The sequence below is a fragment of the Pectobacterium actinidiae genome (genome assembly GCF_000803315.1).
GTDB classification, from domain to species: Bacteria; Pseudomonadota; Gammaproteobacteria; order Enterobacterales; family Enterobacteriaceae; genus Pectobacterium; species Pectobacterium actinidiae.
In genome coordinates this window covers 1,155,239-1,177,081 of record NZ_JRMH01000001.1, presented here as the reverse complement: position 1 = coordinate 1,177,081, position 21,843 = coordinate 1,155,239, and the positions used below count along the sequence as shown (strand labels likewise).

Annotated in this window: 23 protein-coding genes, 1 pseudogene and 1 riboswitch; of the genes and pseudogenes, 17 read left to right on the top strand and 7 right to left on the bottom strand. The window is 49.8% G+C overall.

Annotated elements, in window-relative coordinates; genetic code table 11:
• The 4 genes from dacA (at window position 1) to lipA (ending at window position 3,633) form a co-directional block, all read left to right on the top strand.
• Window positions 1-1,212, top strand: coding sequence for a D-alanyl-D-alanine carboxypeptidase DacA (gene dacA, locus KKH3_RS04895; RefSeq protein ID WP_010284040.1), 1,212 nt, complete (start codon window positions 1-3; stop codon window positions 1,210-1,212).
• 134 nt (window positions 1,213-1,346) lie between these two features.
• Window positions 1,347-1,610: a DUF493 family protein YbeD gene (gene ybeD / locus KKH3_RS04890; RefSeq protein ID WP_005976281.1), complete on the top strand. Its 264-nt coding sequence runs from the start codon at window positions 1,347-1,349 to the stop codon at window positions 1,608-1,610.
• Between the two features lie 148 nt (window positions 1,611-1,758).
• Entirely contained in the window at window positions 1,759-2,442 is a 684-nt protein-coding gene (gene lipB, locus KKH3_RS04885; RefSeq protein WP_181939647.1) for a lipoyl(octanoyl) transferase LipB, read from the top strand.
• 225 nt (window positions 2,443-2,667) lie between these two features.
• Complete coding sequence (lipA, locus tag KKH3_RS04880) at window positions 2,668-3,633, top strand: lipoyl synthase (RefSeq protein WP_039356434.1); 966 nt, start codon at window positions 2,668-2,670, stop codon at window positions 3,631-3,633.
• An 82-nt stretch (window positions 3,634-3,715) separates the two neighbouring features.
• Here the strand turns inward: lipA and tatA are convergent, their stop codons facing one another.
• Window positions 3,716-3,913: a Sec-independent protein translocase subunit TatA gene (gene tatA / locus KKH3_RS04875; protein ID WP_039356431.1), complete on the bottom strand. Its 198-nt coding sequence runs from the start codon at window positions 3,911-3,913 to the stop codon at window positions 3,716-3,718.
• A gap of 230 nt (window positions 3,914-4,143) precedes the next feature.
• Window positions 4,144-4,248, top strand: a riboswitch (Fluoride riboswitch).
• Window positions 4,249-4,332: 84 nt separating this feature from the next.
• Here tatA and crcB point away from each other — a divergent pair.
• Window positions 4,333-4,716: a fluoride efflux transporter CrcB gene (gene crcB, locus KKH3_RS04870; protein WP_039356427.1), complete on the top strand. Its 384-nt coding sequence runs from the start codon at window positions 4,333-4,335 to the stop codon at window positions 4,714-4,716.
• Between the two features lie 60 nt (window positions 4,717-4,776).
• Here crcB and cspE read toward each other — a convergent pair whose 3' ends face one another.
• The gene (cspE, locus tag KKH3_RS04865) at window positions 4,777-4,986 is read right to left on the bottom strand and encodes a transcription antiterminator/RNA stability regulator CspE (protein WP_005976270.1); all 210 of its coding nucleotides are present in this window, start codon (window positions 4,984-4,986) and stop codon (window positions 4,777-4,779) included.
• A gap of 217 nt (window positions 4,987-5,203) precedes the next feature.
• Between cspE and KKH3_RS04860 the strand changes: the two genes are divergently transcribed.
• The gene (locus tag KKH3_RS04860) at window positions 5,204-5,902 is read left to right on the top strand and encodes an aspartate/glutamate racemase family protein (RefSeq protein ID WP_039356424.1); all 699 of its coding nucleotides are present in this window, start codon (window positions 5,204-5,206) and stop codon (window positions 5,900-5,902) included.
• Between the two features lie 389 nt (window positions 5,903-6,291).
• Window positions 6,292-8,178, top strand: coding sequence for an autotransporter outer membrane beta-barrel domain-containing protein (locus KKH3_RS04855; protein WP_052201292.1), 1,887 nt, complete (start codon window positions 6,292-6,294; stop codon window positions 8,176-8,178).
• A 210-nt stretch (window positions 8,179-8,388) separates the two neighbouring features.
• On the opposite strand, the gene ypfM is transcribed toward KKH3_RS04855, so the two are convergent.
• On the bottom strand, window positions 8,389-8,448 hold the full coding sequence (ypfM, locus tag KKH3_RS22590) for a protein YpfM (protein ID WP_137739554.1): 60 nt from the start codon (window positions 8,446-8,448) through the stop codon (window positions 8,389-8,391).
• Between the two features lie 233 nt (window positions 8,449-8,681).
• Between ypfM and KKH3_RS04850 the strand changes: the two genes are divergently transcribed.
• Genes KKH3_RS04850 through KKH3_RS04835 form a run of 4 tightly spaced genes read left to right on the top strand, consistent with a single transcriptional unit; the run spans window position 8,682 to window position 11,053 of the window.
• Complete coding sequence (locus KKH3_RS04850; RefSeq protein ID WP_039356421.1) at window positions 8,682-9,059, top strand: ArsC family reductase; 378 nt, start codon at window positions 8,682-8,684, stop codon at window positions 9,057-9,059.
• 1 nt (window position 9,060) lies between these two features.
• Entirely contained in the window at window positions 9,061-10,188 is a 1,128-nt protein-coding gene (dapE, locus tag KKH3_RS04845; RefSeq protein ID WP_039356419.1) for a succinyl-diaminopimelate desuccinylase, read from the top strand.
• The gene (locus KKH3_RS04840) at window positions 10,185-10,859 is read left to right on the top strand and encodes a M15 family metallopeptidase (RefSeq protein WP_039356417.1); all 675 of its coding nucleotides are present in this window, start codon (window positions 10,185-10,187) and stop codon (window positions 10,857-10,859) included. The genes dapE and KKH3_RS04840 overlap by 4 nt, the downstream gene beginning before the upstream one ends.
• A gap of 2 nt (window positions 10,860-10,861) precedes the next feature.
• The gene (locus tag KKH3_RS04835; RefSeq protein ID WP_039356415.1) at window positions 10,862-11,053 is read left to right on the top strand and encodes a YpfN family protein; all 192 of its coding nucleotides are present in this window, start codon (window positions 10,862-10,864) and stop codon (window positions 11,051-11,053) included.
• Window positions 11,054-11,116: 63 nt separating this feature from the next.
• Here the strand turns inward: KKH3_RS04835 and KKH3_RS04830 are convergent, their stop codons facing one another.
• Entirely contained in the window at window positions 11,117-12,016 is a 900-nt protein-coding gene (locus KKH3_RS04830) for a LysR family transcriptional regulator (RefSeq protein WP_039356412.1), read from the bottom strand.
• Window positions 12,017-12,625: 609 nt separating this feature from the next.
• Here KKH3_RS04830 and KKH3_RS04825 point away from each other — a divergent pair.
• The 6 genes from KKH3_RS04825 to KKH3_RS04800 all read left to right on the top strand — a co-directional run bounded on the left by KKH3_RS04825 (window position 12,626) and on the right by KKH3_RS04800 (window position 18,309).
• Complete coding sequence (locus KKH3_RS04825) at window positions 12,626-13,948, top strand: CitMHS family transporter (protein ID WP_039356409.1); 1,323 nt, start codon at window positions 12,626-12,628, stop codon at window positions 13,946-13,948.
• A gap of 61 nt (window positions 13,949-14,009) precedes the next feature.
• Window positions 14,010-15,350, top strand: a complete 1,341-nt coding sequence (locus tag KKH3_RS04820; RefSeq protein ID WP_039356406.1) for an acyclic terpene utilization AtuA family protein — start codon at window positions 14,010-14,012, stop codon at window positions 15,348-15,350.
• On the top strand, window positions 15,350-15,649 hold the full coding sequence (locus KKH3_RS04815) for an AtuA-related protein (protein ID WP_039356404.1): 300 nt from the start codon (window positions 15,350-15,352) through the stop codon (window positions 15,647-15,649). The genes KKH3_RS04820 and KKH3_RS04815 overlap by 1 nt, the downstream gene beginning before the upstream one ends.
• Window positions 15,650-15,815: 166 nt before the next feature.
• Window positions 15,816-16,472 (top strand): acetate CoA-transferase subunit alpha, encoded by a 657-nt coding sequence (gene atoD / locus KKH3_RS04810; protein ID WP_039356402.1) that lies wholly within the window; start codon window positions 15,816-15,818, stop codon window positions 16,470-16,472.
• Entirely contained in the window at window positions 16,472-17,119 is a 648-nt protein-coding gene (locus KKH3_RS04805; protein WP_039356399.1) for a 3-oxoacid CoA-transferase subunit B, read from the top strand. Before atoD ends, KKH3_RS04805 begins: the two co-directional genes overlap by 1 nt.
• 11 nt (window positions 17,120-17,130) lie before the next feature.
• The gene (locus KKH3_RS04800; protein WP_039356396.1) at window positions 17,131-18,309 is read left to right on the top strand and encodes an acetyl-CoA C-acetyltransferase; all 1,179 of its coding nucleotides are present in this window, start codon (window positions 17,131-17,133) and stop codon (window positions 18,307-18,309) included.
• Between the two features lie 305 nt (window positions 18,310-18,614).
• On the opposite strand, the pseudogene KKH3_RS04795 reads toward KKH3_RS04800, so the two are convergent.
• The 3 genes and pseudogenes from KKH3_RS04795 to KKH3_RS04785 all read right to left on the bottom strand — a co-directional run bounded on the left by KKH3_RS04795 (window position 18,615) and on the right by KKH3_RS04785 (window position 21,653).
• A pseudogene (locus KKH3_RS04795) lies at window positions 18,615-20,280 on the bottom strand (methyl-accepting chemotaxis protein).
• A 363-nt stretch (window positions 20,281-20,643) separates the two neighbouring features.
• Entirely contained in the window at window positions 20,644-21,261 is a 618-nt protein-coding gene (ypfH, locus tag KKH3_RS04790) for an esterase (RefSeq protein WP_039356393.1), read from the bottom strand.
• Window positions 21,262-21,425: 164 nt separating this feature from the next.
• Entirely contained in the window at window positions 21,426-21,653 is a 228-nt protein-coding gene (locus KKH3_RS04785) for a DUF1272 domain-containing protein (protein ID WP_039356390.1), read from the bottom strand.
• Window positions 21,654-21,843: the final 190 nt, after the last annotated feature.

Below are 21,843 nucleotides of genomic sequence, written 5' to 3'. Positions count from 1 at the left end.
ATGAATACTGTAAACACGTCTCGTTTTACTAAACGTACTGCGCTTGGCGCACTGCTCGCCATTAGCGCCTCTTCCTTTGCCTACGCCGAAGATATCAATCTTAAAACGATGATCCCCGGTGTCCCGCAAATCGATGCTGAATCCTACATCCTGATTGATTACAACTCTGGGAAAGTGTTGGCGGAAATGAATGCCGACACGCGCCGCGATCCGGCCAGCTTAACGAAAATGATGACCAGCTACGTGATTGGTCAGGCCATTAAATCAGGAAAAATCAGCCCGAACGACATCGTTACCGTCGGTAAAGATGCCTGGGCAACCGGCAACCCGACTTTCCAGGGCTCTTCTCTGATGTTCCTGAAGCCGGGCGACCGCGTTCCTGTCTCCCAGCTAAATCGCGGCATTATCCTGCAATCCGGTAACGATGCCTGTGTCGCGATGGCAGACTATGTTGCGGGTAGTCAGGATGCCTTCGTTAACCTGATGAACGGTTACGTGAAAGCTCTGGGACTGAAAAATACCAACTTTGAAACCGTGCACGGCCTTGATGCACCGGGCCAGTTCAGTTCAGCGCGTGATATGGCCCTGATCGGTCAGGCGCTAATCCGTGATGTGCCAGAAGAGTATGCGACCTACAAAGAGAAAGAGTTCACGTTCAACAATATTCGCCAGCCTAACCGTAACGGTTTGCTGTGGGATTCCAGCCTGAATGTTGACGGCATCAAAACGGGTCATACGTCATCAGCCGGCTTTAATCTGGTCGCCTCGGCAACAGAAGGCCAGATGCGCCTGATTTCGGCGGTACTGGGCGGACGTAACGCCAAAGGTCGCGAATCAGAAAGTAAGAAACTGCTGACCTGGGGCTTCCGCTTCTTTGAAACCGTCGCGCCATTGAAAGCAGGCAAAGAATTCGCTTCCGAGCCCGTCTGGTTTGGCGACAGCGACCGCGTTGCGCTGGGCGTAGAGAAAGATGCCTACCTGACCATTCCGCGCGGTCGTATGAAAGATCTGAAAGCCAGCTATGTGCTGGACAACACAGAACTGCATGCGCCGTTAGCCAAAAATCAGGTTGTAGGCTCCATCAACTTCCAGTTAGATGGCAAAACCATCGACCAGCGCCCGCTGGTCGTCATGAACGAAGTGAAAGAAGGCGGAATTTTTGGCCGCATGATCGACTACATCAAACTGATGTTCCATCACTGGTTCGGCTAATCCCCCTTGTATGGGGCCAAAACGCCCCCATATAAATACCATCCATAACTCCCGCACCACGCGGGAGTTATATTTTTAGTATAATGTCGTTATGTCAGTGCTAATACCGATGTATTACCCTCTCTGGAGCGCAAATGAAAACCAAATTAAACGAACTGCTTGAATTCCCCTGTGTTTTTACCTACAAAGTCATGGGCGAAGCAAAACCAGAGTTAGTCGATCTGGTCGTTGAAGTGGTACAGCGTCATGCGCCTGGCGACTACACGCCGCAGATCAAACCCAGCAGCAAAGGGAATTACCACTCCGTTTCCATCACCATCACGGCGACTCACATTGAGCAGGTGGAAACACTGTACGAAGAACTGGGCAACATCGACATCGTGCGCATGGTTCTGTAAGAATCGTCCAGCAAGAAGAACGGGCGGGAAAATTGGCGAGTACTAAATAGTTTTATGCTACATGGTTTTGCACGGCAGACTTGTGCATAGGACTGTTCGCTGACGCTTCCCGCCGTTATAATCTTCCCCACCTTTCCTTAACCTGAAGATGACACACTTGCTACAGGATAAGATCATCGTACGCCAATTCGACGTACAGCCTTATGAGCCCGTCTCTTTGGCGATGCATCATTTTACCGACCGACGTGATGATAAAACCCCAGATGAAATCTGGCTGGTTCAGCATCCGCGCGTATTCACGCAGGGTCAGGCAGGCAAAGCCGAACATATCCTCATGCCCGGTGATATTCCCGTGATTCAGAGCGATAGAGGTGGTCAGGTAACCTACCACGGCCCCGGCCAGCAGGTCATGTACGTGCTGATTGACCTAAAGCGCCGCAAGCTCGGCGTTCGTCAGCTCGTCACCGCCATCGAAAACACTGTGATTGGCACCCTGGCACACTTCCAGATCGAAGCGCATGCGCGCCCTGATGCCCCCGGCGTCTATGTGGGCGAGCGTAAAATCTGCTCGTTAGGGCTGCGTATTCGCAAAGGCTGTTCGTTTCACGGACTGGCGCTCAATATCGCTATGGATCTCTCCCCTTTCCTGCGAATCAACCCATGTGGGTACGCCGGTATGGAGATGACACAAATCAGCGATCTGCTGCCGGGCGTCACGCTGGATGATACCGCACCCGTGCTGGTGAACACCTTTTTACAGTTAGTCGGCTATTCCACACCCGAATTTGTCTCGTGGAATCTGGACGTCCAGGGTGAGCCGCTTCTTGGTTAACGCATTTCATCCTGTTAATAAAAACAGTCAGTTAGACGATTGCTTTTTGATAAATTACATTTTATTCACATAATTTCTTCATTTTGATCGCGCAAAGGCTGATTGTGGTTAGGCAAGATGATATAATTTTTATAGTTTTTTAAAAAAAGTTTAACTAAAAACATAATCCTTTGAATTTGAATTACAAATTTAAAGAAACGATTCAGAACTGGAACTTACGCAAACATGAGTAAACCGATTCAGATCGAACGCGGCGTCAAATACCGCGATGCCGATAAGATGGCGCTAATCCCGGTACGTACCGTCGTCACCGAACGCCAAGAGCTTCTGCGCAAACCTGAATGGATGAAGATTAAACTTCCGGCGGATTCAAGCCGTATTCAGGGAATCAAAGCGGCCATGCGCAAAAACGGGTTGCACTCAGTTTGCGAAGAAGCGTCCTGTCCGAATCTGGCGGAGTGTTTTAACCACGGTACTGCCACGTTCATGATTCTGGGCGCGATTTGTACGCGCCGCTGCCCGTTCTGTGACGTTGCCCACGGCCGTCCGCTTACGCCGGATGCCAATGAACCTGAGAAGCTGGCACAGACCATCCATGACATGGGCTTGCGCTATGTCGTGATCACCTCCGTTGACCGTGATGATCTGCGCGACGGCGGAGCCCAGCACTTTGCAGACTGTATTAGCGCCATTCGTCGCAAGAACCCGAGTATCCGCATCGAAACGCTGGTGCCAGACTTCCGTGGCCGTATGGATCGCGCGTTAGAGATCTTGACTGCTACACCACCCGATGTGTTCAACCACAATCTGGAAAACGTACCGCGCGTTTACCGTCAGGTTCGCCCTGGTGCGAACTATGAGTGGTCACTGAAGCTGTTGGAAAACTTCAAAAAAGCGCATCCAGATGTCCCAACCAAATCTGGCCTGATGGTGGGATTGGGGGAAACCAATGCGGAAATCGTGGAAGTGATGCGCGATCTGCGCCGCCACGGGGTGACGATGCTGACGCTGGGGCAATACTTACAGCCGAGCCGTCATCACCTGCCGGTACAGCGCTACGTTAGCCCAGATGAGTTCGATGAGATGAAAGCCGAAGCAATGGCGATGGGCTTTACTCACGCGGCCTGCGGTCCATTTGTTCGCTCATCCTACCATGCCGACCTACAGGCAAAAGGCATCGAAGTAAAATAAGCGCTCATACATATTTACACATTTTCTGTGTGGAGTAAAAAACGGACGGCGATTGCCGTCCGTTTTGCTGTGTGAGGTGCGGTCAAGATTCTTTACGAGAAGAATCATTCAGCGTTGTCGTATCATCCGTCTTCATCGGTTGATCGTCATTCATCGCCTTCTTGAAGCCTTTAATCGCCGCGCCCAAATCACCGCCGAGGCTACGAAGTTTATTCGTACCGAACAGCAGAATGATTAATGCGCCAATCACCAACAGCTTGGCAATACTGATACCTTCCATACAAACCTACCTGATTTACAGAGGCTGGAGACGCCAGCAAACGAGACTATTCTTGTCGAAACAATTCTTCTTACCCTATGCCTTCTATGTAAAACCTTACGCAGCAGGACACAATCTCCATCTGTAACAAAGTAAGACGCGGCAACAGTGCTTCCGCACGCATTCAGATTGCTTTACAACTTTCCCCCGGCATCACTACAAAAATCCCGTCTGACGGCGTACACTTTCCTCATTAAAGCGGAGATGACATTCCTCCCTACCCTCACGCAGCCAAAACGCTGACAGCCTTAAAAACAGGGTACAACCGCCACTCGGCTAATGATGTCTACGTCCACCTCGCAGAGAGGGCGTAGCATGCTGCCTAACACTCTCCGAGATCGCAAAACAATCTATGTAAAAACAGCCCAAGAAAGGTTTCTATGTTTAGTACATTACTCGCGGTATTTATTGGTGGCGGAGTCGGTAGTGTGGCACGCTGGCAGCTAGGTATTAAGTTTAACAATTTGTATCCAACGCTGCCGCTAGGCACGCTGCTTGCCAACCTGATTGGTGCTTTCGTTATTGGCGGTGCACTCGCCTTCTTCCTGCGCCATCCCCATCTCGATCAGGACTGGAAAATATTGATTACCACCGGACTGTGCGGCGGTTTAACGACGTTTTCGACCTTTTCTGCAGAAGTCGTCATGTTCCTACAAAGCGGGCAGCTAGCGGCAGCGGGGTTACATGTGTTGTTGAATCTGGCGGGATCGTTACTCATGACTGCACTGGCGTTTGCCCTGGTCACGTGGGTGACAACACACTGATGTATGAAAATGAAGCAAAAAAAACCCGCCAATGGCGGGTTTTTCACGAAATCGGTATAATTAAATAGCGTTAACGTTAGCAGCAGAAGGACCTTTGGCACCGTCAGTGATTTCGAACTCTACACGCTGACCTTCAGCCAGAGTTTTGAAACCATTGCTCTGGATGGCAGAGAAGTGTACGAACACGTCTTTGCTGCCATCTTCAGGAGTAATGAAACCGAAGCCTTTGGACTCATTAAACCACTTAACACTACCTTTAATCTTAGACATCAAACTTACCTTTACATGAATGAAAGACACAAAATCTGTGTCAGGTACAGTACAACAATAGATTGGCCTTTTGTCCAGTTGAAGTTGGATAAAAAGTGATAAAAGTCGCTAAAAATGTATACCGGAAGACTTCGCTGCCCTATTTTAACCCGATGCAGAACACAGAGAGTTCAGTTCTGAGCAATTCATCACTTTTTACGATATGAGGGGAAGCACCATGGTAAGCAAAACGCTGGGTCTGATCGGGGGCATGAGTTGGGAATCCACGATTCCGTATTACCGCATCATCAACGAGTATGTGAAAAGTCAACTTGGCGGCCTGCACTCCGCCAAAATCATCCTGCACAGTGTGGATTTCCATGAGATCGAACGGTTGCAGTCACAAGGTGATTGGGAACAGGCAGCCGCCGTACTGGGTAATATCGCGGTAGGATTACGTCAGGCAGGCGCAGACGCTATCGTCATCTGTACCAACACCATGCATAAAGTCGCCGATGACGTTGAACGGGCCTGCCAGCTTCCCCTTTTGCACATTGCCGATGCCACCGGTACCAGCCTGAAACAACATGGATTGAAGAAAGTCGGTTTGCTCGGAACCCGCTACACAATGGAGCAGGATTTCTATCGCCAGCGCATCCAGGAACGATTCGGCGTGGAGGTGATGGTTCCTGACCATGAGGGGAAAGAAGCCGTTAATCGCATCATTTACGACGAGCTGTGTCTGGGGAACATTAACGACGCATCGCGGCAGGTCTATAGGGATATTATCCAACAGCTTGAACAGCAAGGCGCGGAAGGCATCATTCTGGGTTGTACGGAGATCCCGCTATTGATTGGTGCCAGTGATGCGAAGGTTCCTCTTTTTGATACCAGTAAGCTCCACGCGATTGCCGCGGCGAAATTTTCGCTCAACTAGCCATCACTATGAATTAATTAGATAAAATAAGATTCATATGTAAATCAATAATAGCCTCTTTTATTTACTCAAGTTTCCTCTTTTCCACAGAATAACACTTGTGTTGGCTCTTTATGTGCAAGGGCCACCCAGCAGGCTCGCTCATTCAAGAAAAGCTAACACATGCCCCTTCGCCCTATCTCCAGCCAATGCAAGGAGCCAAAGATAAGCCCCAATTAAGAAACATCTCATTATTTCTCATGTAAGACATACCTTATATACCACCATCTCGATAATAATAATCTTTGTACGTTATTATTCAGTCCCGAAAGCAAATAGTCGATTATTTACCATTCGTATTAATCTGTCTGAAGATATTCATTTATCACAATTCCGGGAGTATCAGAATTATGCCACTTATCCGCACACTCGTAGCGATGATCAATAAAATTAATAATGTCAACGGCATAAAAATATCGCTGTGGAAAAAATCGAAATTATTTTTCCCATTGATTATTTCTGCATTATTTATTTACACATTATCAGCGGAAGCGGAAATTTTTAACAATACGGTAGTTTTTGGTGATAGTTTAAGTGATGCAGGTAATCTTTCGCATGCATTAGGAATCGGAACATCAAGGTTTACCACTAATCCAGGGGAAACTGCAACGATGTATGTTGCAGACGGCTTAGGGCTATCAGCGACAGATTCATTTTCAGGTGGAACCAACTATGCATCGGGCGGTGCTGGTATTGCTCATAATTATTCCTTGGGAATTATATTTTCGCCGACCATCCAATCTCAGATTAACAATTATTTGAAAAACAATAAGGTTAACGCGTCAACACTTTATCAAGTCTGGGGCGGTTCTAATGATATCTATGCCATGTATGAATCTGCACCCTCAACCGCAACCAGTAAAATTATTCCCGTAGCAAACACGGAAATATCTCTACTCAATAATTTATATCACGCAGGAGGAAAATACGTTGTTGTTTATAATCTCACTAATCTTGGGAAGACCCCTGATGCAGCAAACCACAACCTACAGGGAAAATATCAGGAAGTCGTAAACCAATACAATCACACCTTAAATAACGGCCTTACGACGCTGAGTAAAAATGGACTTAATATCATCCCCGTAAATACTTATGCTCTTCTGTCAGAAATTATGGCTACTCCATCAACCTATGGCATTATCAATACGACCAGCGCGGCCTGCAATACATCATCATCGCTGCTCTGTAACAAAGGCAACTATACTGCCGGAACAGAATACAGCTATCTTTTTGCTGATAATCTTCACCCTACAACGGGTGTTCACAAGATGCTTGCCAGCGTCGTTTTATCTGAGATTTCAGCGCCAGGTAAAATTTCACTACTGAGCAAAGCCCCTCTGACAACAACAAAATCTCAGTACAATTTGCTACGCAAAGAAATCCTTACCGATACCTATAGCGGCGATACGCGGGTATTCGTCAGTGGTGATTATCGCCATCAGGCCAACTCAACCCACGATACCTTTTCAAGCAGTAGTAATAACCACTTTGCTTCGGTCGGCGGCGACGTGAAATTAAGTGATAATCTTAACATTGGGGCGATGGTAACGGTCTCTAATCAAAAGACCGCACTTGATGATGCAGGCTACACGTTAAATGACCACAGCGTCGCATTTTATCAAGTCTACCACGCCGACCATCCCTGGATGAGCGCATTCGTTAATGCTGGCTCTTCTCACTTTGATGATGTTTATCGCACCATTCACATCGGCCCAGCAACGCGCACAGAATCAGGTTCAGTGAAAGGGCACCATATTGGTGGTGGTATTGATGCTGGCTGGTGGTTCGATCTGGGAACCGCTGTCAAGACAGGGCCTTTTGCCCGTTTGGAACGTCAATTTGTTGAAGTAGAAGGCTATAACGAACGCGGAAATAATAGCTCGGCTATGTGGTTTTCAGAACAACATCGTCACTCCCTGGTTTCCAGTCTTGGTTGGCAAACTCAAGGTCACTTACTTGTGACCAGTTTAGATATTAGCCCTTACATAGGAATGGCATGGAATCATGATTACATGGCAGATGATGTGCGACAGGTCACCGCAGGCTTGAATTCTATGGGAGGGAGTTTCTCTATGCCGAGCGCGGCTTCAGAAAAAGACTGGGGTGTGGCAGATGCTGGAGTGATGGTCAATCTTACAACCAACCTGCATACATGGTTGCAATATTCCAATGAGTTTGGTGGTAACCCCAGAAAAGGCAGCTATAGCACTAGCCTCGGCTTGGAGTACGCATTCTAAACGTACCGTTACGTATATCTGATGAAAATGACAGCCACGCTCTCTTTAGCCCAGCCAGATAAGGGTGGAGAGGAAAGACAATACGAACTCTCGCTTATTTACTCAAGTTCCCTCTTTTCACATAGAAAAAAAGCAGTATTGAGAGACTCAATACTGCTTATTCGTATGATTTTATTCCTGGTATGCAATGACTAACAGTACTTCTCGTTATTATTTACGTAACATTGCTTCAATAAAATCTTTCCAAGTACTCACTTCTACTTCTACCATGCGAACCTCTTGGTGATTAACGGCGACGCATTATATGCACACTTTTTAATCAGGCAAAAGTATTATGAAAGTATAAAAAGTGTACTACCCCTAATTTCTGCAACACAGTTCACAGTAGATCTCCCCGCCTTTTTTCGGCATGCTGGGCTATCGCCCGATTAGGCCTCGTCAGGCCGCGCTGTCGAGAACAGCGATCGTCATGCAACCCAATAAGCAGAAAGGATTTTACCCCTATGGCGCTGACCATGTACGGCATCAAAAACTGTGACACTATCAAGAAAGCGCGCCGCTGGCTGGACGATCAACAGGTGGCGTATCGCTTCCATGATTACCGTGCCGACGGTCTGGATGAACAGCTACTACAGCGTTTTATCAACCAACTGGGGTTTCAGGCCTTACTCAACACGCGTGGAACAACCTGGCGTAAGCTCAGTGAAGAACAGCGTGAATTAATCAACAGCGATACCCACGATAGCGCAGAGGCCGCAAAAAACCTGATGCTGGATCAGCCAGCGGTGATTAAACGACCGTTGCTGATGAGCGATGACGGCAATGCGCTGCTTGGATTTAGTATCGACAGCTACCAGAAATTTATTGCGGAGAACCAATAACGTGTCTTGCCCAGTCATAGAACTCGCTCAACAGTTAATTAAACGCCCTTCCCTCAGCCCGCATGACGAGGGTTGCCAGGCGCTCATGATTGAACGCCTGACGGCGATAGGCTTTACCGTCGAAGCGATGGATTTTGGCGATACCCAGAATTTCTGGGCATGGCGCGGCACGGGGAAAACGCTGGCCTTCGCCGGACACACCGATGTGGTTCCCAGCGGTGATGAAAGCCACTGGCAGCATCCCCCGTTTGAACCCATCATTCGTGACGGCATGCTGTACGGTCGCGGCGCGGCGGACATGAAAGGTTCACTGGCTGCGATGGTGATTGCCGCCGAGCGCTTTGTCGCTGCCCATCCTAACCATCAAGGGCGTCTGGCGTTCCTGATTACCTCGGACGAAGAAGCCAGCGCCGTTAACGGCACCGTAAAAGTGGTTGAGGCGTTGATGGCACGCAACGAGCGGTTGGACTACTGTCTGGTCGGCGAGCCGTCCAGTACGCATGTGGTGGGCGATGTGGTAAAAAATGGCCGTCGCGGCTCTATCACCGCGAATCTGCACGTACACGGCGTGCAAGGGCACGTTGCTTATCCTCATCTGGCGGACAACCCCGTTCACCGTGCAGCTCCAGCAATTAACGAACTGATCGCCACCGAATGGGATCAGGGCAATGCCTTCTTCCCGCCAACCACCATGCAAATCGCCAATATTCAGGCAGGCACTGGCAGCAATAACGTCATCCCCGGCGAAATGTTTGTCCAATTTAATTTCCGCTTCAGCACTGAATTAACCGATGTGTTAATCCAGCAGCGCGTCGCAGAATTGCTGGATCGCCATCAGCTTAATTACACCATCGACTGGAAACTCTCCGGCCAACCATTCCTGACCGCACGTGGCGAACTGGTCGATGCGGTGGTGAATGCCGTCAAACATTACAATGAGGTCACCCCAGAGCTACTGACTAATGGCGGCACCTCCGATGGCCGTTTCATTGCCCGCATGGGTGCGCAGGTCGTTGAACTGGGCCCCGTCAATGCTACAATCCATAAAGTAGATGAATGCGTTAGCGCAGCAGATCTGCAACTGCTGAGCCGCATGTACCAACGCATTATGGAGCAGCTCATCGCATGATGACGTCAGCTATGTTAACCGGTAAAAGCGACCAGCATCTGGTCGCTTTACACGGTCATCATCGTCTTCAGCCGGAGGCGGTAACCGCGTTTTTGGCGCTACAGCAGGCGGCAAAAACGGCGGGATTTAACCTACAGCCCGCCAGCACATTTCGTGATTTCGAGCGCCAGCGTCAAATCTGGAATGGCAAATTTCGCGGCGAGCGTCCCGTTATGGATGCCAACAGCCAGCCTCTGGACGTGTTATCGCTGGACGACGGCGAGCGCTGTGAAGCGATTCTGCGCTGGTCCGCCATGCCTGGTTCCAGCCGCCACCATTGGGGTAGCGATCTCGATATCTACGATCCCGATTTATTACCCGCAGGCCGTTCGCTCCAACTGGAACCGTGGGAATATGAGGAGGGAGGTTACTTTGCCGCACTGAACGCGTGGCTGAGTACACACATGCATGAATACGGTTTTTATCGGCCTTATGCGCACGATCTCGGCGGTGTCGCAGCCGAACTCTGGCATATCAGCTATTATCCATTAGCACAGTATGCGGAAGAACAGCTTACACCCGACCTCATTCTTGCCGCCTGGCAAGATGAAGACATTGCAGGCTACCACTGGCTTTGCCAGAACTTGCCGCAGCTGTTTACCCGTTATATTCATAATGTTGATGAGGCGTAACCATGGCATGGCTGGCTGATTACTGGTGGATAATTCTGATTATCCTGATAGGCATGCTGATTAACGGCATCAAAGAATTGCGCAACGTTGACCATACGCGTTTTCTGCTCAACAAACCGAAATTGCCCCCGCACCGTGACAACAACGACAAGTGGGACAAGGAAGACGACGACTGGCCGAAGAAAAAACCCTGACACCTATCATCGCCAAACCGCCTGCATGCCAGCAACGCTCCGCGCTGTGGGCGGTTTGGATTCTCACGCCGTGGGAACAAAACTTTCCGCCCGCTCCAGAAGAAAATCATAAAACTCTTTCGCGCACACCGACAGTTGGCGTTCTTTATCCGTCACCAGATAGATGCCGCGCTGTAGTAATAAATCCCGGAACGGAATAATCGCAATGTCTTTGTGCTGGAACTGAAACAGCGTCAACCCCGTCACAATACTCACACCATAATTTGCTGCCACCAGCCCCATCATGGTGGTCAACTGACGTACTTCAAGCACGTAGTTAAAGCCCTCCGGCTCGATAAGCTGATCGGTATACTGCCGGATGCTGGTGCCTTTGCAGAACCCGACAAATGGGTATTGCGCTACATCGGCTACATCAACGCTGTCGCGCTGCGCCAGCGGGTGAGAATTCTGGCAGATCAGATAAAATCTATCGGCAAACAGCATGCGGGAACTGAACGTTCCCGGCGACGGTTGCCCTGCCGTCAGCGCCAGATCGGCACGGCCATCCAGCACCGCTTTCAGGCAGCGATCCCACTGCGTATCCAGCAGCTCAACCTTAATCTTGGGGTAAGCGCGGTGATATTGTGCCAGCACCTGAGGCAACCATTCCACGGCCATTGACGGTAGGACTGCCAGCACAATCTTCCCTTTGTACCCCGTGGCATACGACTTGATCTCACCGACGGCATCATCATGGGTTTGCACCAGCCGACGGACAATATCGATGAAATGGAGGCCGTCAGCGTTGAGCTGCACTTTACGTGTATCGCGGTCAAATAACCGATAACCGACCTCTTCTTCCAGCCCGGCAATTAATGAACTAAATGCAGGCTGAGAGAGATTTATTTTCTGAGCAGCGCGCGTGAAATTATCAGTTTCAGTCAGCGCGATAAACGCTCGTAATTGTTTTATCGATAAGTTCATAATGTTTTTATATAAATAAAACGAAGTCTCCAGTAAGAAAGGAGCAAATTCAATAGAAAAATAACAGTCTCTGCTATTTTTATGATCATCCCCGCATTTATTTAATTTCGTTAAAACAACGCCAACCCTTCATCAAAATGAACATTCCAGATAAACATCACACATCATAAAAAAAACAATCACATAAAAAACCAAGATAAACAAACCAAATCAATCAATTAGACATTAATAAGAAAACCAGAATAGTTAATACCATTAACAAATAAAATAAACCCATTAAATTTACGAATAAAACCATTTCAATTACAAGTTAGTATAAATAGGGGTGAGAGTGATAAAAATAGTGCAGACGAAAAAATCAAATGACTCTGGAATATACCCTAAATAATTCGAGTTGCAGGAAGGCGGCAAGAGAGAGAATCCCGATGAGCTTACTCAGGTAAGTGATTCGGGTGAATGAACGTAGCCAACGCACATGCAGCTTGAAGTATGACGGATATAATCATTAATTTTTATTTATTAATTACCACATAAATTGTTATTAAGTTGTTTGATTTATTGTAAATAAAACAAATAAACAACATACAATTATACTAATGAGGAGTTTTTATGCTGGCTCTCATCGGGGTACTCACCATAGCTACCCTGCTCTTTTTCATCATGACAAAGCGAATGTCGCCTCTGGTGGCACTTATCGTTATTCCCGTTCTCGGTGCGCTCGCGGCAGGTAGCGGCACCGATACCGCAAAATATGTGGTGGACGGCATCACCAAACTGGCACCAATGGCGGCGATGTTTGTTTTCGCCATCGCCTTTTTCGGTGTCATCACTGACGCTGGCATGTTTGATCCTATTATCAAAGGGATCTTACGCATGGTCGGCACCAGCCCGGTCAAAATCATTATCGGTACGGGTGTATTAGCACTGATTGCCCACCTGGACGGTAACGGTGCCGTCACCTTCCTAATCACCATTCCCGCGATGTTGCCGCTGTTTAATAAGCTCGGTATGGATAAGCGCATTTTGGTCGGCATCACCGCACTCAGCGCTGGTGTTAACTTCCTGCCATGGACTGGGCCAATGATCCGTGCCGCCGCCGCGTTAAACACCACCACCCACGATCTGTTTATTCCGCTCATCCCGGCACAGATCTGCGGCCTGACCTTCATGGTGCTCATGGGCTATTACTGGGGCAAGAAAGAAGAGAAGCGTCTGGGGTTGGCAGCGGGTAATCCACTGGCTGGCGGTACGCAATCCATCACGGCTGAAAAGCATGTGAAAGAGCTGACCGATGCGGAAAAAGCCCTGCGTCGTCCGAAAATGTTCTGGATCAATATCGCGCTGGTGCTTGCCGTTATCGGCACCATGGTGTTTACCAAAATTTCACCGACGGTCGCCTTCATGATCGCCTTGACGCTGGCACTGATGTTCAACTATCCCAACGTTGAAATGCAAAAAGAGCGCATCAACGCCCACGCCAAAGCCGCGCTGATGATGGCCAGCATCCTGTTCGCTGCGGGTGCCTTCACCGGCATTATGAGCGGCACCGGCATGCTGAAAGCCATGTCGCTTTCCGCAGTCAGCTTTGTACCAGAATCTTTTGCTTCCCACATTCCGTTTATTGTCGGCTTGATTTCCATGCCGCTGAGTCTGGTGTTTGACCCCGATTCGTATTACTTCGGCATCATGCCAGTCATTGCTCACACCGTGGACATGCTGGGCGTACCGCCGATTCAGGTTGCACAGGCTTCCGTCTTAGGCCAGATGACCACCGGTTTCCCGGTTAGTCCGCTGACGCCAGCCACCTTCCTGCTGGTCAGCCTCGCGGGGGTCGATCTCGCCGACCACCAGAAATTCTCGATTCCTGTGCTCTGGGCCGCCAGCGTCATCATGACGTTCGCCTGCGTCATCTTCGGAGTCTTCCCCTTATAGGGAACGCACCGTTCTCCATTGATAACGCCAACAGACACATTTCATTGATAAAGGTAAGTTTATGAAAACAATTCGTATTGGTTCCGGCGCTGGCTATGCGGGCGATCGCATTGAACCGGCTGTAGAACTGGCTCAAAAAGGTGACATTCAATATCTGGTATTTGAATGTCTGGCAGAACGCACTATCGCTATCGGTCAAAAACAGAAGCAGCAGAATCCAGAAAAAGGCTACAACGAGCTGCTGGCCGACCGCATGCACGCCGTGCTACCACTCTGTCTGGAAAAAGGCATCAAAATCATCACCAATATGGGCTCGGCTAACCCTGTCGCCGCAGGTCAGCGCGTTTTGGAAATCGCCAAAGAGCTCGGCGCAAGCAAGCTGAAGATCGCGGTCGTTACCGGTGACGATGTGCATTCGGTGCTGATCGCCCAGGATTCCAAGCTGGATGAGATTGGTCTGCCCGTTTCACGCTGCGGTAAAGACATTCTTTCCGCCAACGCCTATCTGGGTGCGGATGCGCTGGTTGAAGCGTTGCGTCAGGGTGCAGATGTGATTATTGCCGGTCGCGTTTCCGATCCATCTCTGTTCCTGTCCGCCATGATGTATGAATTCGACTGGGCTGCCGATGACTGGGATCACTTGGGCAAAGGCACCTGCCTCGGCCACCTATTGGAGTGTGCGGGACAAATCACCGGTGGCTACTACGCCGATCCCGGCGTTAAAGATATTCCTAATCTTGACCGTTTGGGCTTCCCGATCGCAGAAATTAGCGAAGATGGCAGCGCCGTGATTACCAAAGTTGAAGGTTCCGGCGGCCGCGTCTGCGTAGACACCTGTAAAGAACAACTGCTGTACGAAATCCACCGCCCGGACAGCTACATCACCCCGGACGTCATTGCCGATTTCAGTCACGTGACATTTACGCAAGACGGCGAGAACCGCGTGCGCGTACAGGGGGCAACCGGACGGGCAAAAACCGACACGCTGAAAGTGTCTGTCGGCTATCAGGACGGGTTTATCGGTGAAGGTGAAATTTCTTACGCTGGTCCCGGTGCCGTGGCGCGTGGCCGTTTAGCGCTGGATATCGTCAAAAAGCGTTTTGCGCTGTGCCAGCTTGATCCTCAGGAAGTGCGTTACGACCTGATCGGCGTTGATTCACTGCACGGTGCAAAGCGGTCGCAACGCAGCGAACCGTATGAAGTTCGCGCTCGCGTCGCAGCACGCTGCACCTCCAGAGCACAAGCGGTGAAAGTGGGTAACGAAGTTGAAACGCTCTATACCAATGGCCCGGCAGGCGGTGGCGGTGTGAATAAAGCGGTGAAAGAAATATTGGCAATGGATTCCACCCTGTTGTCTCGCGCCTGCGTCACACCAGCCGTTGATTATCTGGAGATTAAATAATGAAACTACGTGAAATTGCTCACTCTCGTACCGGCGATAAAGGAAATACCTCCAATATTTCGCTCATTGCTTACCGTGCGGAAGATTACGACGTGCTGAAAGAAAAGATCACTGCCGAAAAAGTGAAGGACTGGTTTGCCGATATCGTGACGGGAGATGTCGTCCGCTATGAGTTACCCAGCATTGGCGCACTGAACTTCGTCATGTACGGCGCACTCGGCGGCGGTGTCACCCGCTCGCTGGCGCTGGACATGCACGGCAAAGGATTAAGCTCAGCCATACTGGATATCGATATTTAATTCGATAACAGGGATCGTGGGTGGAGTTTATTAATTCTCCACCTTATTTCCTAAATAACGTACATCCGCCGCCACGATTAACCGGTATTTATTTACCTGTGGGGAATCGTGCGGCCATTTTTCAGCGCCATCACTTTCTGAGTCATCATTTAAGAGTAAATACGCAATGAATAATAAAGTCATTGATGCCAGCCATTTCCGTTCTTATTTATTTGACGGAATGACAATTATGTTCGGTGGTTTTATGGGCGTCGGAACACCGAAATTATTGGTAGATGAAATCATTAAATCCGGCGTCTCTGATTTAACACTCATCGGAAATGATACCGGATTTATTGATACCGGCGTTGGGCCATTAATTGTCAGCGGTCAGGTAAAAAAACTGATTACCTCACATATTGGTACGAACCCGGAAACCGGGCGCCGCATGCTCTCCGGTGAACTTGACGTAGAGTTGGTGCCGCAAGGGACGCTGGCGGAACGTATTCGCAGCGGCGGCGCTGGCTTAGGCGGTTTTCTGACGCCAACGGGCGTTGGCACTATCGTCGAAGAGAATAAACAAAAAATAACCATTAACGATATTACCTATTTATTAGAACTTCCCATTAAAGCAGATCTCGCCCTATTGCAGGCCAGCATTGCCGACACGAGCGGAAACCTTATTTACCACCTCACTGCCCGTAATTTTAACCCGATCATTGCGCTTGCAGCGAAGAAAGTCGTGGCGCAATGCGAGCAGATTATTCCGGTTGGGCAACTTGCACCGGAATGTATTGTCACCCCAGCGGCGCTGGTCGATCACCTTTATTTGGGAGAAAAATAATGGATGCGAAAGAATTAATTGCCCGCCGCGTCGCGTTGGAACTGAAAAATGGTGACGTGGTGAATTTAGGCATTGGTTTACCCACCAAAGTCGCGAATTACGTGCCGCACGGCATCGAAGTCACTTTCCAATCAGAGAACGGCTTTTTAGGCCTCGGAGCAGTTACCGAGCCGGATGGCAATCTGGTTAACGCCGGGGGGCAGGCATGCGGCATGGTGCCGGGTGCCGCCATGTTCGACAGCGCATTTTCCTTTGCGCTAATTCGCGGCGGCCATGTCGATGTCTGCGTGCTGGGCGGCTTGCAGGTCGATGAACACGGCAGCCTCGCTAACTGGATGGTGCCAGGGAAAATGGTGCCCGGCATGGGCGGCGCGATGGATCTGGTCGTCGGCGCGAAGAAGGTCATTATCGCGCTGGAACACTGCGCCAAAAATGGCGATGCAAAATTACTGCACCACTGCACCTACCCGCTGACCGCCGCCAATAAAGTCAGCATGGTCGTCACCGAACTGGCGGTCTTCCAATTTATTGACCGACAAATGGTGCTGACCGAAATCAGCCCTGACATCACCGTGGACGAACTACGCCAAAAAACCGAGGCGAACTTCATCGTGTCCGCCGATTTAAAACCATTTAGCATTCATTAATCGAGGCGACCATGAACGATTCCGTTGTTATTGTTAATGCCAAGCGCACCGCGATTGGTAAATTCGCAGGCAGTCTGGCCAATACGTCTGCTATCGAGATGGCCTCTGCCACCATCCGTGACTGCCTGTCGACGCTGCCAGACACGCTGGCAATTGATGAGGTGATTCTCGGCAACGTGCTGCAAGCCGGCCTGGGGCAAAACCCCGCGCATCAGGCCAGCCATGCCGCAGGGCTTTCCTTTGAAACGCCATCGTTGACCGTCAGCAAAGTCTGCGGCTCAGGCCTGAAGGCCGTCGTGCTGGGCGCACAGTCTATTCTGTCCGGCGACAATCAGGTCTGCGTGACGGGCGGAATGGAAAATATGAGTGCAGCGCCTTATCTGCTGGACAAAGCGCGCCACGGTTACCGCATGGGGAATGGCAAGCTCGTTGACATCATGATTAACGACGGCCTGTGGTGCGCGTTTAACAATTACCACATGGGCACCACGGCAGAAAATATCGCCGAGCGCTATCAGCTCACGCGTGAAGAGCAAGATCGGGTGGCGCTGGCATCACAGCAGAAAGCCGTTGCTGCGATTGACGCGGGTCGCTTCAAAGCCGAAATTACCCCGCTGTCACTGCGCAGCAAAAAAGAGACGCGGATTTTCGAGCAGGATGAATTCCCCCGTGCAGACACTACGCTGGCGTCGCTGGCGGCGTTACGTCCAGCTTTTTCCACGAACGGCACGGTTACCGCAGGCAATGCATCCGGCATTAACGATGCTGCCGCGACGCTGGTGTTAATGCGTGAATCCGAAGCGAAAAAACAGGGTATTACCCCGCTGGCGCGCATCCGCAGTTGGGCTTCTGCTGGCGTGCCGAGTGAAGTCATGGGGCTGGGTCCAATTCCCGCGACGCAAAAAGCGCTTATCAAAGCAGGGCTAACGATCGGTGATATCGACCTGATTGAAGCTAACGAAGCCTTTGCCGCACAGTTTCTGGCCGTGCAACGCGATCTCCAACTCGATCCCGAAAAGGTGAACGTTAACGGCGGTGCGATTGCACTGGGTCACCCTATCGGTGCGAGCGGTGCGCGTATTCTCGTCACGCTGGTACACGCGCTGCATAGCTATAACAAAACGTTGGGATTAGCGACGCTGTGCATCGGCGGCGGCCAAGGTATTGCGATGATCGTTGAGCGCGTTTAAACGGGCTTATTTTTGCGAAAACGATAAAGGCAGTAGAGCGGTAGTAATGGATAGATCGTAAAGACGCTGCAAGTACGTCCCTGTAAGCTCGGATTGCGCAGATATGAATCTCATCCCTGAGATTCACCCTTACAGGGCCGTCGCAAGCGACGTTCAAAGGCGTTCCTGACGCCTTTGTCCCTGGCGCAAACGCTTTACTCTTCTATTCCATTACTACCGTTGCCGTTCAGCAAATATGTTTACCAACGGTTTGATGACTTTATCCTCAGATACTCGTTTCGACTAAAAATAACTCAACGCCTCGGTTAAAACGTTTCCCAATTCGCATTCGATGACCCGGCATGAGCGGGTTTAGGTAACAATGATTTTGGTAATGCAGCAAGAGAAGGGGCGCTCTCGGCACGATGTTCCTGCGCAGCTGCCTGATCAATCTTGAACACCGCCACCGCGTTCTGTAAATATCGCGCCTGCTCTTCCAATGCCGCTGCGGCAGAAGCGGATTCTTCCACCAGCGAGGCGTTTTGCTGGGTGACACGATCCATCTCATTAACCGCCTGCCCGACCTGATCGATCCCCCGGCTTTGTTCATCGGACGCCGACGCGATTTCCCCCATAATATCCGTTACCCGACTCACAGCACCGACGATTTCTTTCATCGTATCGCCCGCGTCTTTCACCTGCAAAGACCCGGTATTGGTGCGGCTCACCGAATCATCAATCAGCGTTTTGATTTCTTTGGCAGCCTGTGCGCTGCGCCAGCGTTCGTACTTCACCCGCTACCACGGCAAAACCTCGCCCTTGCTCCCCGGCACGCGCCGCTTCTACCGCCGCATTCAGCGCCAGAATATTGGTTTGGAAAGCAATGCTATCAATCACGCTGGTAATGTGAGCAATCTTTTGTGAACTGTCGGCTATCTCATTCATCGTTTTCACAACATTATCAACGACAGTACCGCCTTTATTAGCCGTTTCCGACGCATTTTTTGCCAGCAGCGTAGCCTGACGCGCGTTGTCTGAGTTCTGTTTCACCGTTGAGGTCAGTTGCTCCATGCTCGCCGCCGTTTCCTGTAGTGATGCGGCCTGTTGCTCCGTGCGCGAAGACAGATCGTTACTGCCAACCGAAATTTCGCTGGCTCCGGCGTGGATAGAGTAAGAACTGTCGCGCACCAGACTTACGGTGCGGATTAATGACTGCTGCATATGATGTAGCCCCGCCGCAAGCTGGCTCATCTCATTGCGACCGGTCGCATCAATAGGCTGTGTCAGATTGCCCTCCGCGATCGCGCTGATATGCCGCATGAGCGTACGCAGCGGATGCAAAAGAATACGCTGCAACCCGATCCAACTGAGGATAATCACCAGAACGACGACCACGGAGAGTGCCCCCAAAAGCCACAGCATCGTTTCAAACGCAGCGTGGTTTTCCTGCAAGCCGTCATCCGACAGCTGGTTTTGCGCCGCTCGCCACGTAATATAGGCGTCCTGCATGGCTACATTATACGGCGTCGCTCCACTACTCAATTTCATCGCTGCCCCCGCTAACCCACCGGAAAGCGAATCCACAATATCATTCAGTAGTTTGTCGTAAGCGGTATAGCTCTCTTCAAGTTTTTTAGATAATGCCTCATCTAACCCAAGCGGATTAGGCAGAGACAAATAATGTTTATAGCTACTCTCTGAGGCGGCCAACTGCGATTTTGCTTGCTGTAAGAGAGCCTGCATAGCCTCTTTATCCGCATTCCCCATCATCATGTTTTGTATAATAGAACCGATAGCGATGCGCGTCTGATTCATCATAATCCATGCATCGGTAAATGCGGCTACATTCTGGTTAGAACGTTGGGAAACAAGGAATCCCTCTCTGTCGTTAATCAGTGCGCGAACGGATAGCGCCCCGGTTAAAAATTGAGATATCCCTAAAACAAACAATAAGATAACAAGGATGGTAATGACTTTAATACGTTTAAACATGGCACACCCTCTTTTTCCATAAGGATGCGATATTTATATATGAAAAAATAAGATAAATATTGAACACTCAACACAAATAAAAACATTGCCGATATTATTTAACATTCAAATATGGATTATATTATTTTTAATATGGATAAAATCTCATCTCTAAAAATAGAATCTCCACTTTGAATATATAAATGTGGAAATAGGTAATAAGATAATTTTATGGAATAAAAATGATTCGAGCGAAATGATAAAACGTGAACGGGTTGAACAGCGCAAGGCGTTGCTCCTGTATAGTCCCCCTAAAGGATCGGGCATTTAAGGAACACAACGCACATGCAGCTTGAAGTATGACGGGTATAGCGAGAGAGATGTTTATTTGAGGTAGGCCAACGCCTGCTTCAACATCCGTTCATCAATGCCGTGTCCGACAGCGGGGACGATATCCAACGTAAACGACGTCCCCATTTCCTGAAAACGCTGAGCGGCAGCGTGAGCATGCCCAACCACAATCACGCCGTCCGCATCACCGTGAATCAGGTGCACATCGACATCGGTAAATGCCTTTTCTGGCAACACAGCAAAGCGACCGCTAAATGCAATAATGTGCCCAGCCAGCGAGGATTCAGACTTCAATGCCTCCAGCGACATAATACTGCCCTGCGAGAAGCCTACCAGCACAGTGTTTTCCGCACTCACGCCGCTTTGATCCTGCCAGTGGCGTACGGTATCAATAAAACGTGGCAGGTTTGCTTCAATGCGGGAGAAACGATTCTCTTCCGTGATTCCCTGAACAGAGAACCACTGCCGACCGTCGCCATAGCCACTGCTGAACGGTCCAGCGATGCTGATCACCATCGCCTGTGGCAATGCGGCAGCAAAATAGCGCCCAATCTGCGCCATACCCGCGGCGGTATCGCCCACGCCATGAAACAGCAGGATTAACCGATTTGCTTCCGAAGGCTGCTGAACAACAACATAATCTTGACTCACGTTTCTCTCCTGAAGGCATGCGACGAAGGCGTCACCTGCCGATATTCGTCATAAGGTACGGTTAAGCCTCACTATACGCCGTGCACTAACAGGAGAAATCGGGAATTACTGAACGAGATGTTCCATTTTTTGCAACGACAGACAGGGATACTCGCCCCTTCCTGTCAGTGCGGTTTGATAATCCGGATCGTTGAAGCCGGATCGTTCGTCAAACAGCGTGTTGGACGAACGGGTCGTTTAACCAGTTCGCCGCCGCAGTTCGGGCAGACGTGGTGAAAGACGGTATCCGCACAGTCAGGACAGAACGTGCACTCATAGGAACAGATATACGTTTCGGCATCCGGCGGTAAATCACAATCGCAGTGCTCACAGTTGGGGCGTAATTCCAGCATCGGCTTATCCTGACTCAGCAAAAATAATGGGTTTCTCGCTGTCACTTTCCTGTGGTTCTTGCACAAAGATCAGTGAAGGGGAATGAAGCTCTTTTCTACCAGAAACTGCCCTTCATGAAAATAAGGTTTATTCACCAGAATAACGCCTCTTATTAGCGGCAATTGGCTTTCCAAATCCCTGTTTCTTTGG

What these genes read in the sequence shown, in the direction of transcription:
- KKH3_RS04820 (WP_039356406.1), top strand. Translation starts at nt 14,010, where the DNA reads ATGAAAACAATTCGTATTGGTTCCGGCGCTGGCTATGCGGGCGATCGC.
- KKH3_RS04815 (WP_039356404.1), top strand. Translation starts at nt 15,350, where the DNA reads ATGAAACTACGTGAAATTGCTCACTCTCGTACCGGCGATAAAGGAAAT.
- atoD (WP_039356402.1), top strand. Translation starts at nt 15,816, where the DNA reads ATGAATAATAAAGTCATTGATGCCAGCCATTTCCGTTCTTATTTATTT.
- KKH3_RS04830 (WP_039356412.1), bottom strand. Translation starts at nt 12,016, where the DNA reads ATGAACTTATCGATAAAACAATTACGAGCGTTTATCGCGCTGACTGAA.
- KKH3_RS04855 (WP_052201292.1), top strand. Translation starts at nt 6,292, where the DNA reads ATGCCACTTATCCGCACACTCGTAGCGATGATCAATAAAATTAATAAT.
- ybeD (WP_005976281.1), top strand. Translation starts at nt 1,347, where the DNA reads ATGAAAACCAAATTAAACGAACTGCTTGAATTCCCCTGTGTTTTTACC.
- KKH3_RS04850 (WP_039356421.1), top strand. Translation starts at nt 8,682, where the DNA reads ATGGCGCTGACCATGTACGGCATCAAAAACTGTGACACTATCAAGAAA.
- KKH3_RS04825 (WP_039356409.1), top strand. Translation starts at nt 12,626, where the DNA reads ATGCTGGCTCTCATCGGGGTACTCACCATAGCTACCCTGCTCTTTTTC.
- KKH3_RS04785 (WP_039356390.1), bottom strand. Translation starts at nt 21,653, where the DNA reads ATGCTGGAATTACGCCCCAACTGTGAGCACTGCGATTGTGATTTACCG.
- KKH3_RS04800 (WP_039356396.1), top strand. Translation starts at nt 17,131, where the DNA reads ATGAACGATTCCGTTGTTATTGTTAATGCCAAGCGCACCGCGATTGGT.
- tatA (WP_039356431.1), bottom strand. Translation starts at nt 3,913, where the DNA reads ATGGAAGGTATCAGTATTGCCAAGCTGTTGGTGATTGGCGCATTAATC.
- dacA (WP_010284040.1), top strand. Translation starts at nt 1, where the DNA reads ATGAATACTGTAAACACGTCTCGTTTTACTAAACGTACTGCGCTTGGC.
- KKH3_RS04840 (WP_039356417.1), top strand. Translation starts at nt 10,185, where the DNA reads ATGATGACGTCAGCTATGTTAACCGGTAAAAGCGACCAGCATCTGGTC.
- KKH3_RS04835 (WP_039356415.1), top strand. Translation starts at nt 10,862, where the DNA reads ATGGCATGGCTGGCTGATTACTGGTGGATAATTCTGATTATCCTGATA.
- KKH3_RS04860 (WP_039356424.1), top strand. Translation starts at nt 5,204, where the DNA reads ATGGTAAGCAAAACGCTGGGTCTGATCGGGGGCATGAGTTGGGAATCC.
- KKH3_RS04805 (WP_039356399.1), top strand. Translation starts at nt 16,472, where the DNA reads ATGGATGCGAAAGAATTAATTGCCCGCCGCGTCGCGTTGGAACTGAAA.
- crcB (WP_039356427.1), top strand. Translation starts at nt 4,333, where the DNA reads ATGTTTAGTACATTACTCGCGGTATTTATTGGTGGCGGAGTCGGTAGT.
- cspE (WP_005976270.1), bottom strand. Translation starts at nt 4,986, where the DNA reads ATGTCTAAGATTAAAGGTAGTGTTAAGTGGTTTAATGAGTCCAAAGGC.
- lipA (WP_039356434.1), top strand. Translation starts at nt 2,668, where the DNA reads ATGAGTAAACCGATTCAGATCGAACGCGGCGTCAAATACCGCGATGCC.
- lipB (WP_181939647.1), top strand. Translation starts at nt 1,759, where the DNA reads ATGACACACTTGCTACAGGATAAGATCATCGTACGCCAATTCGACGTA.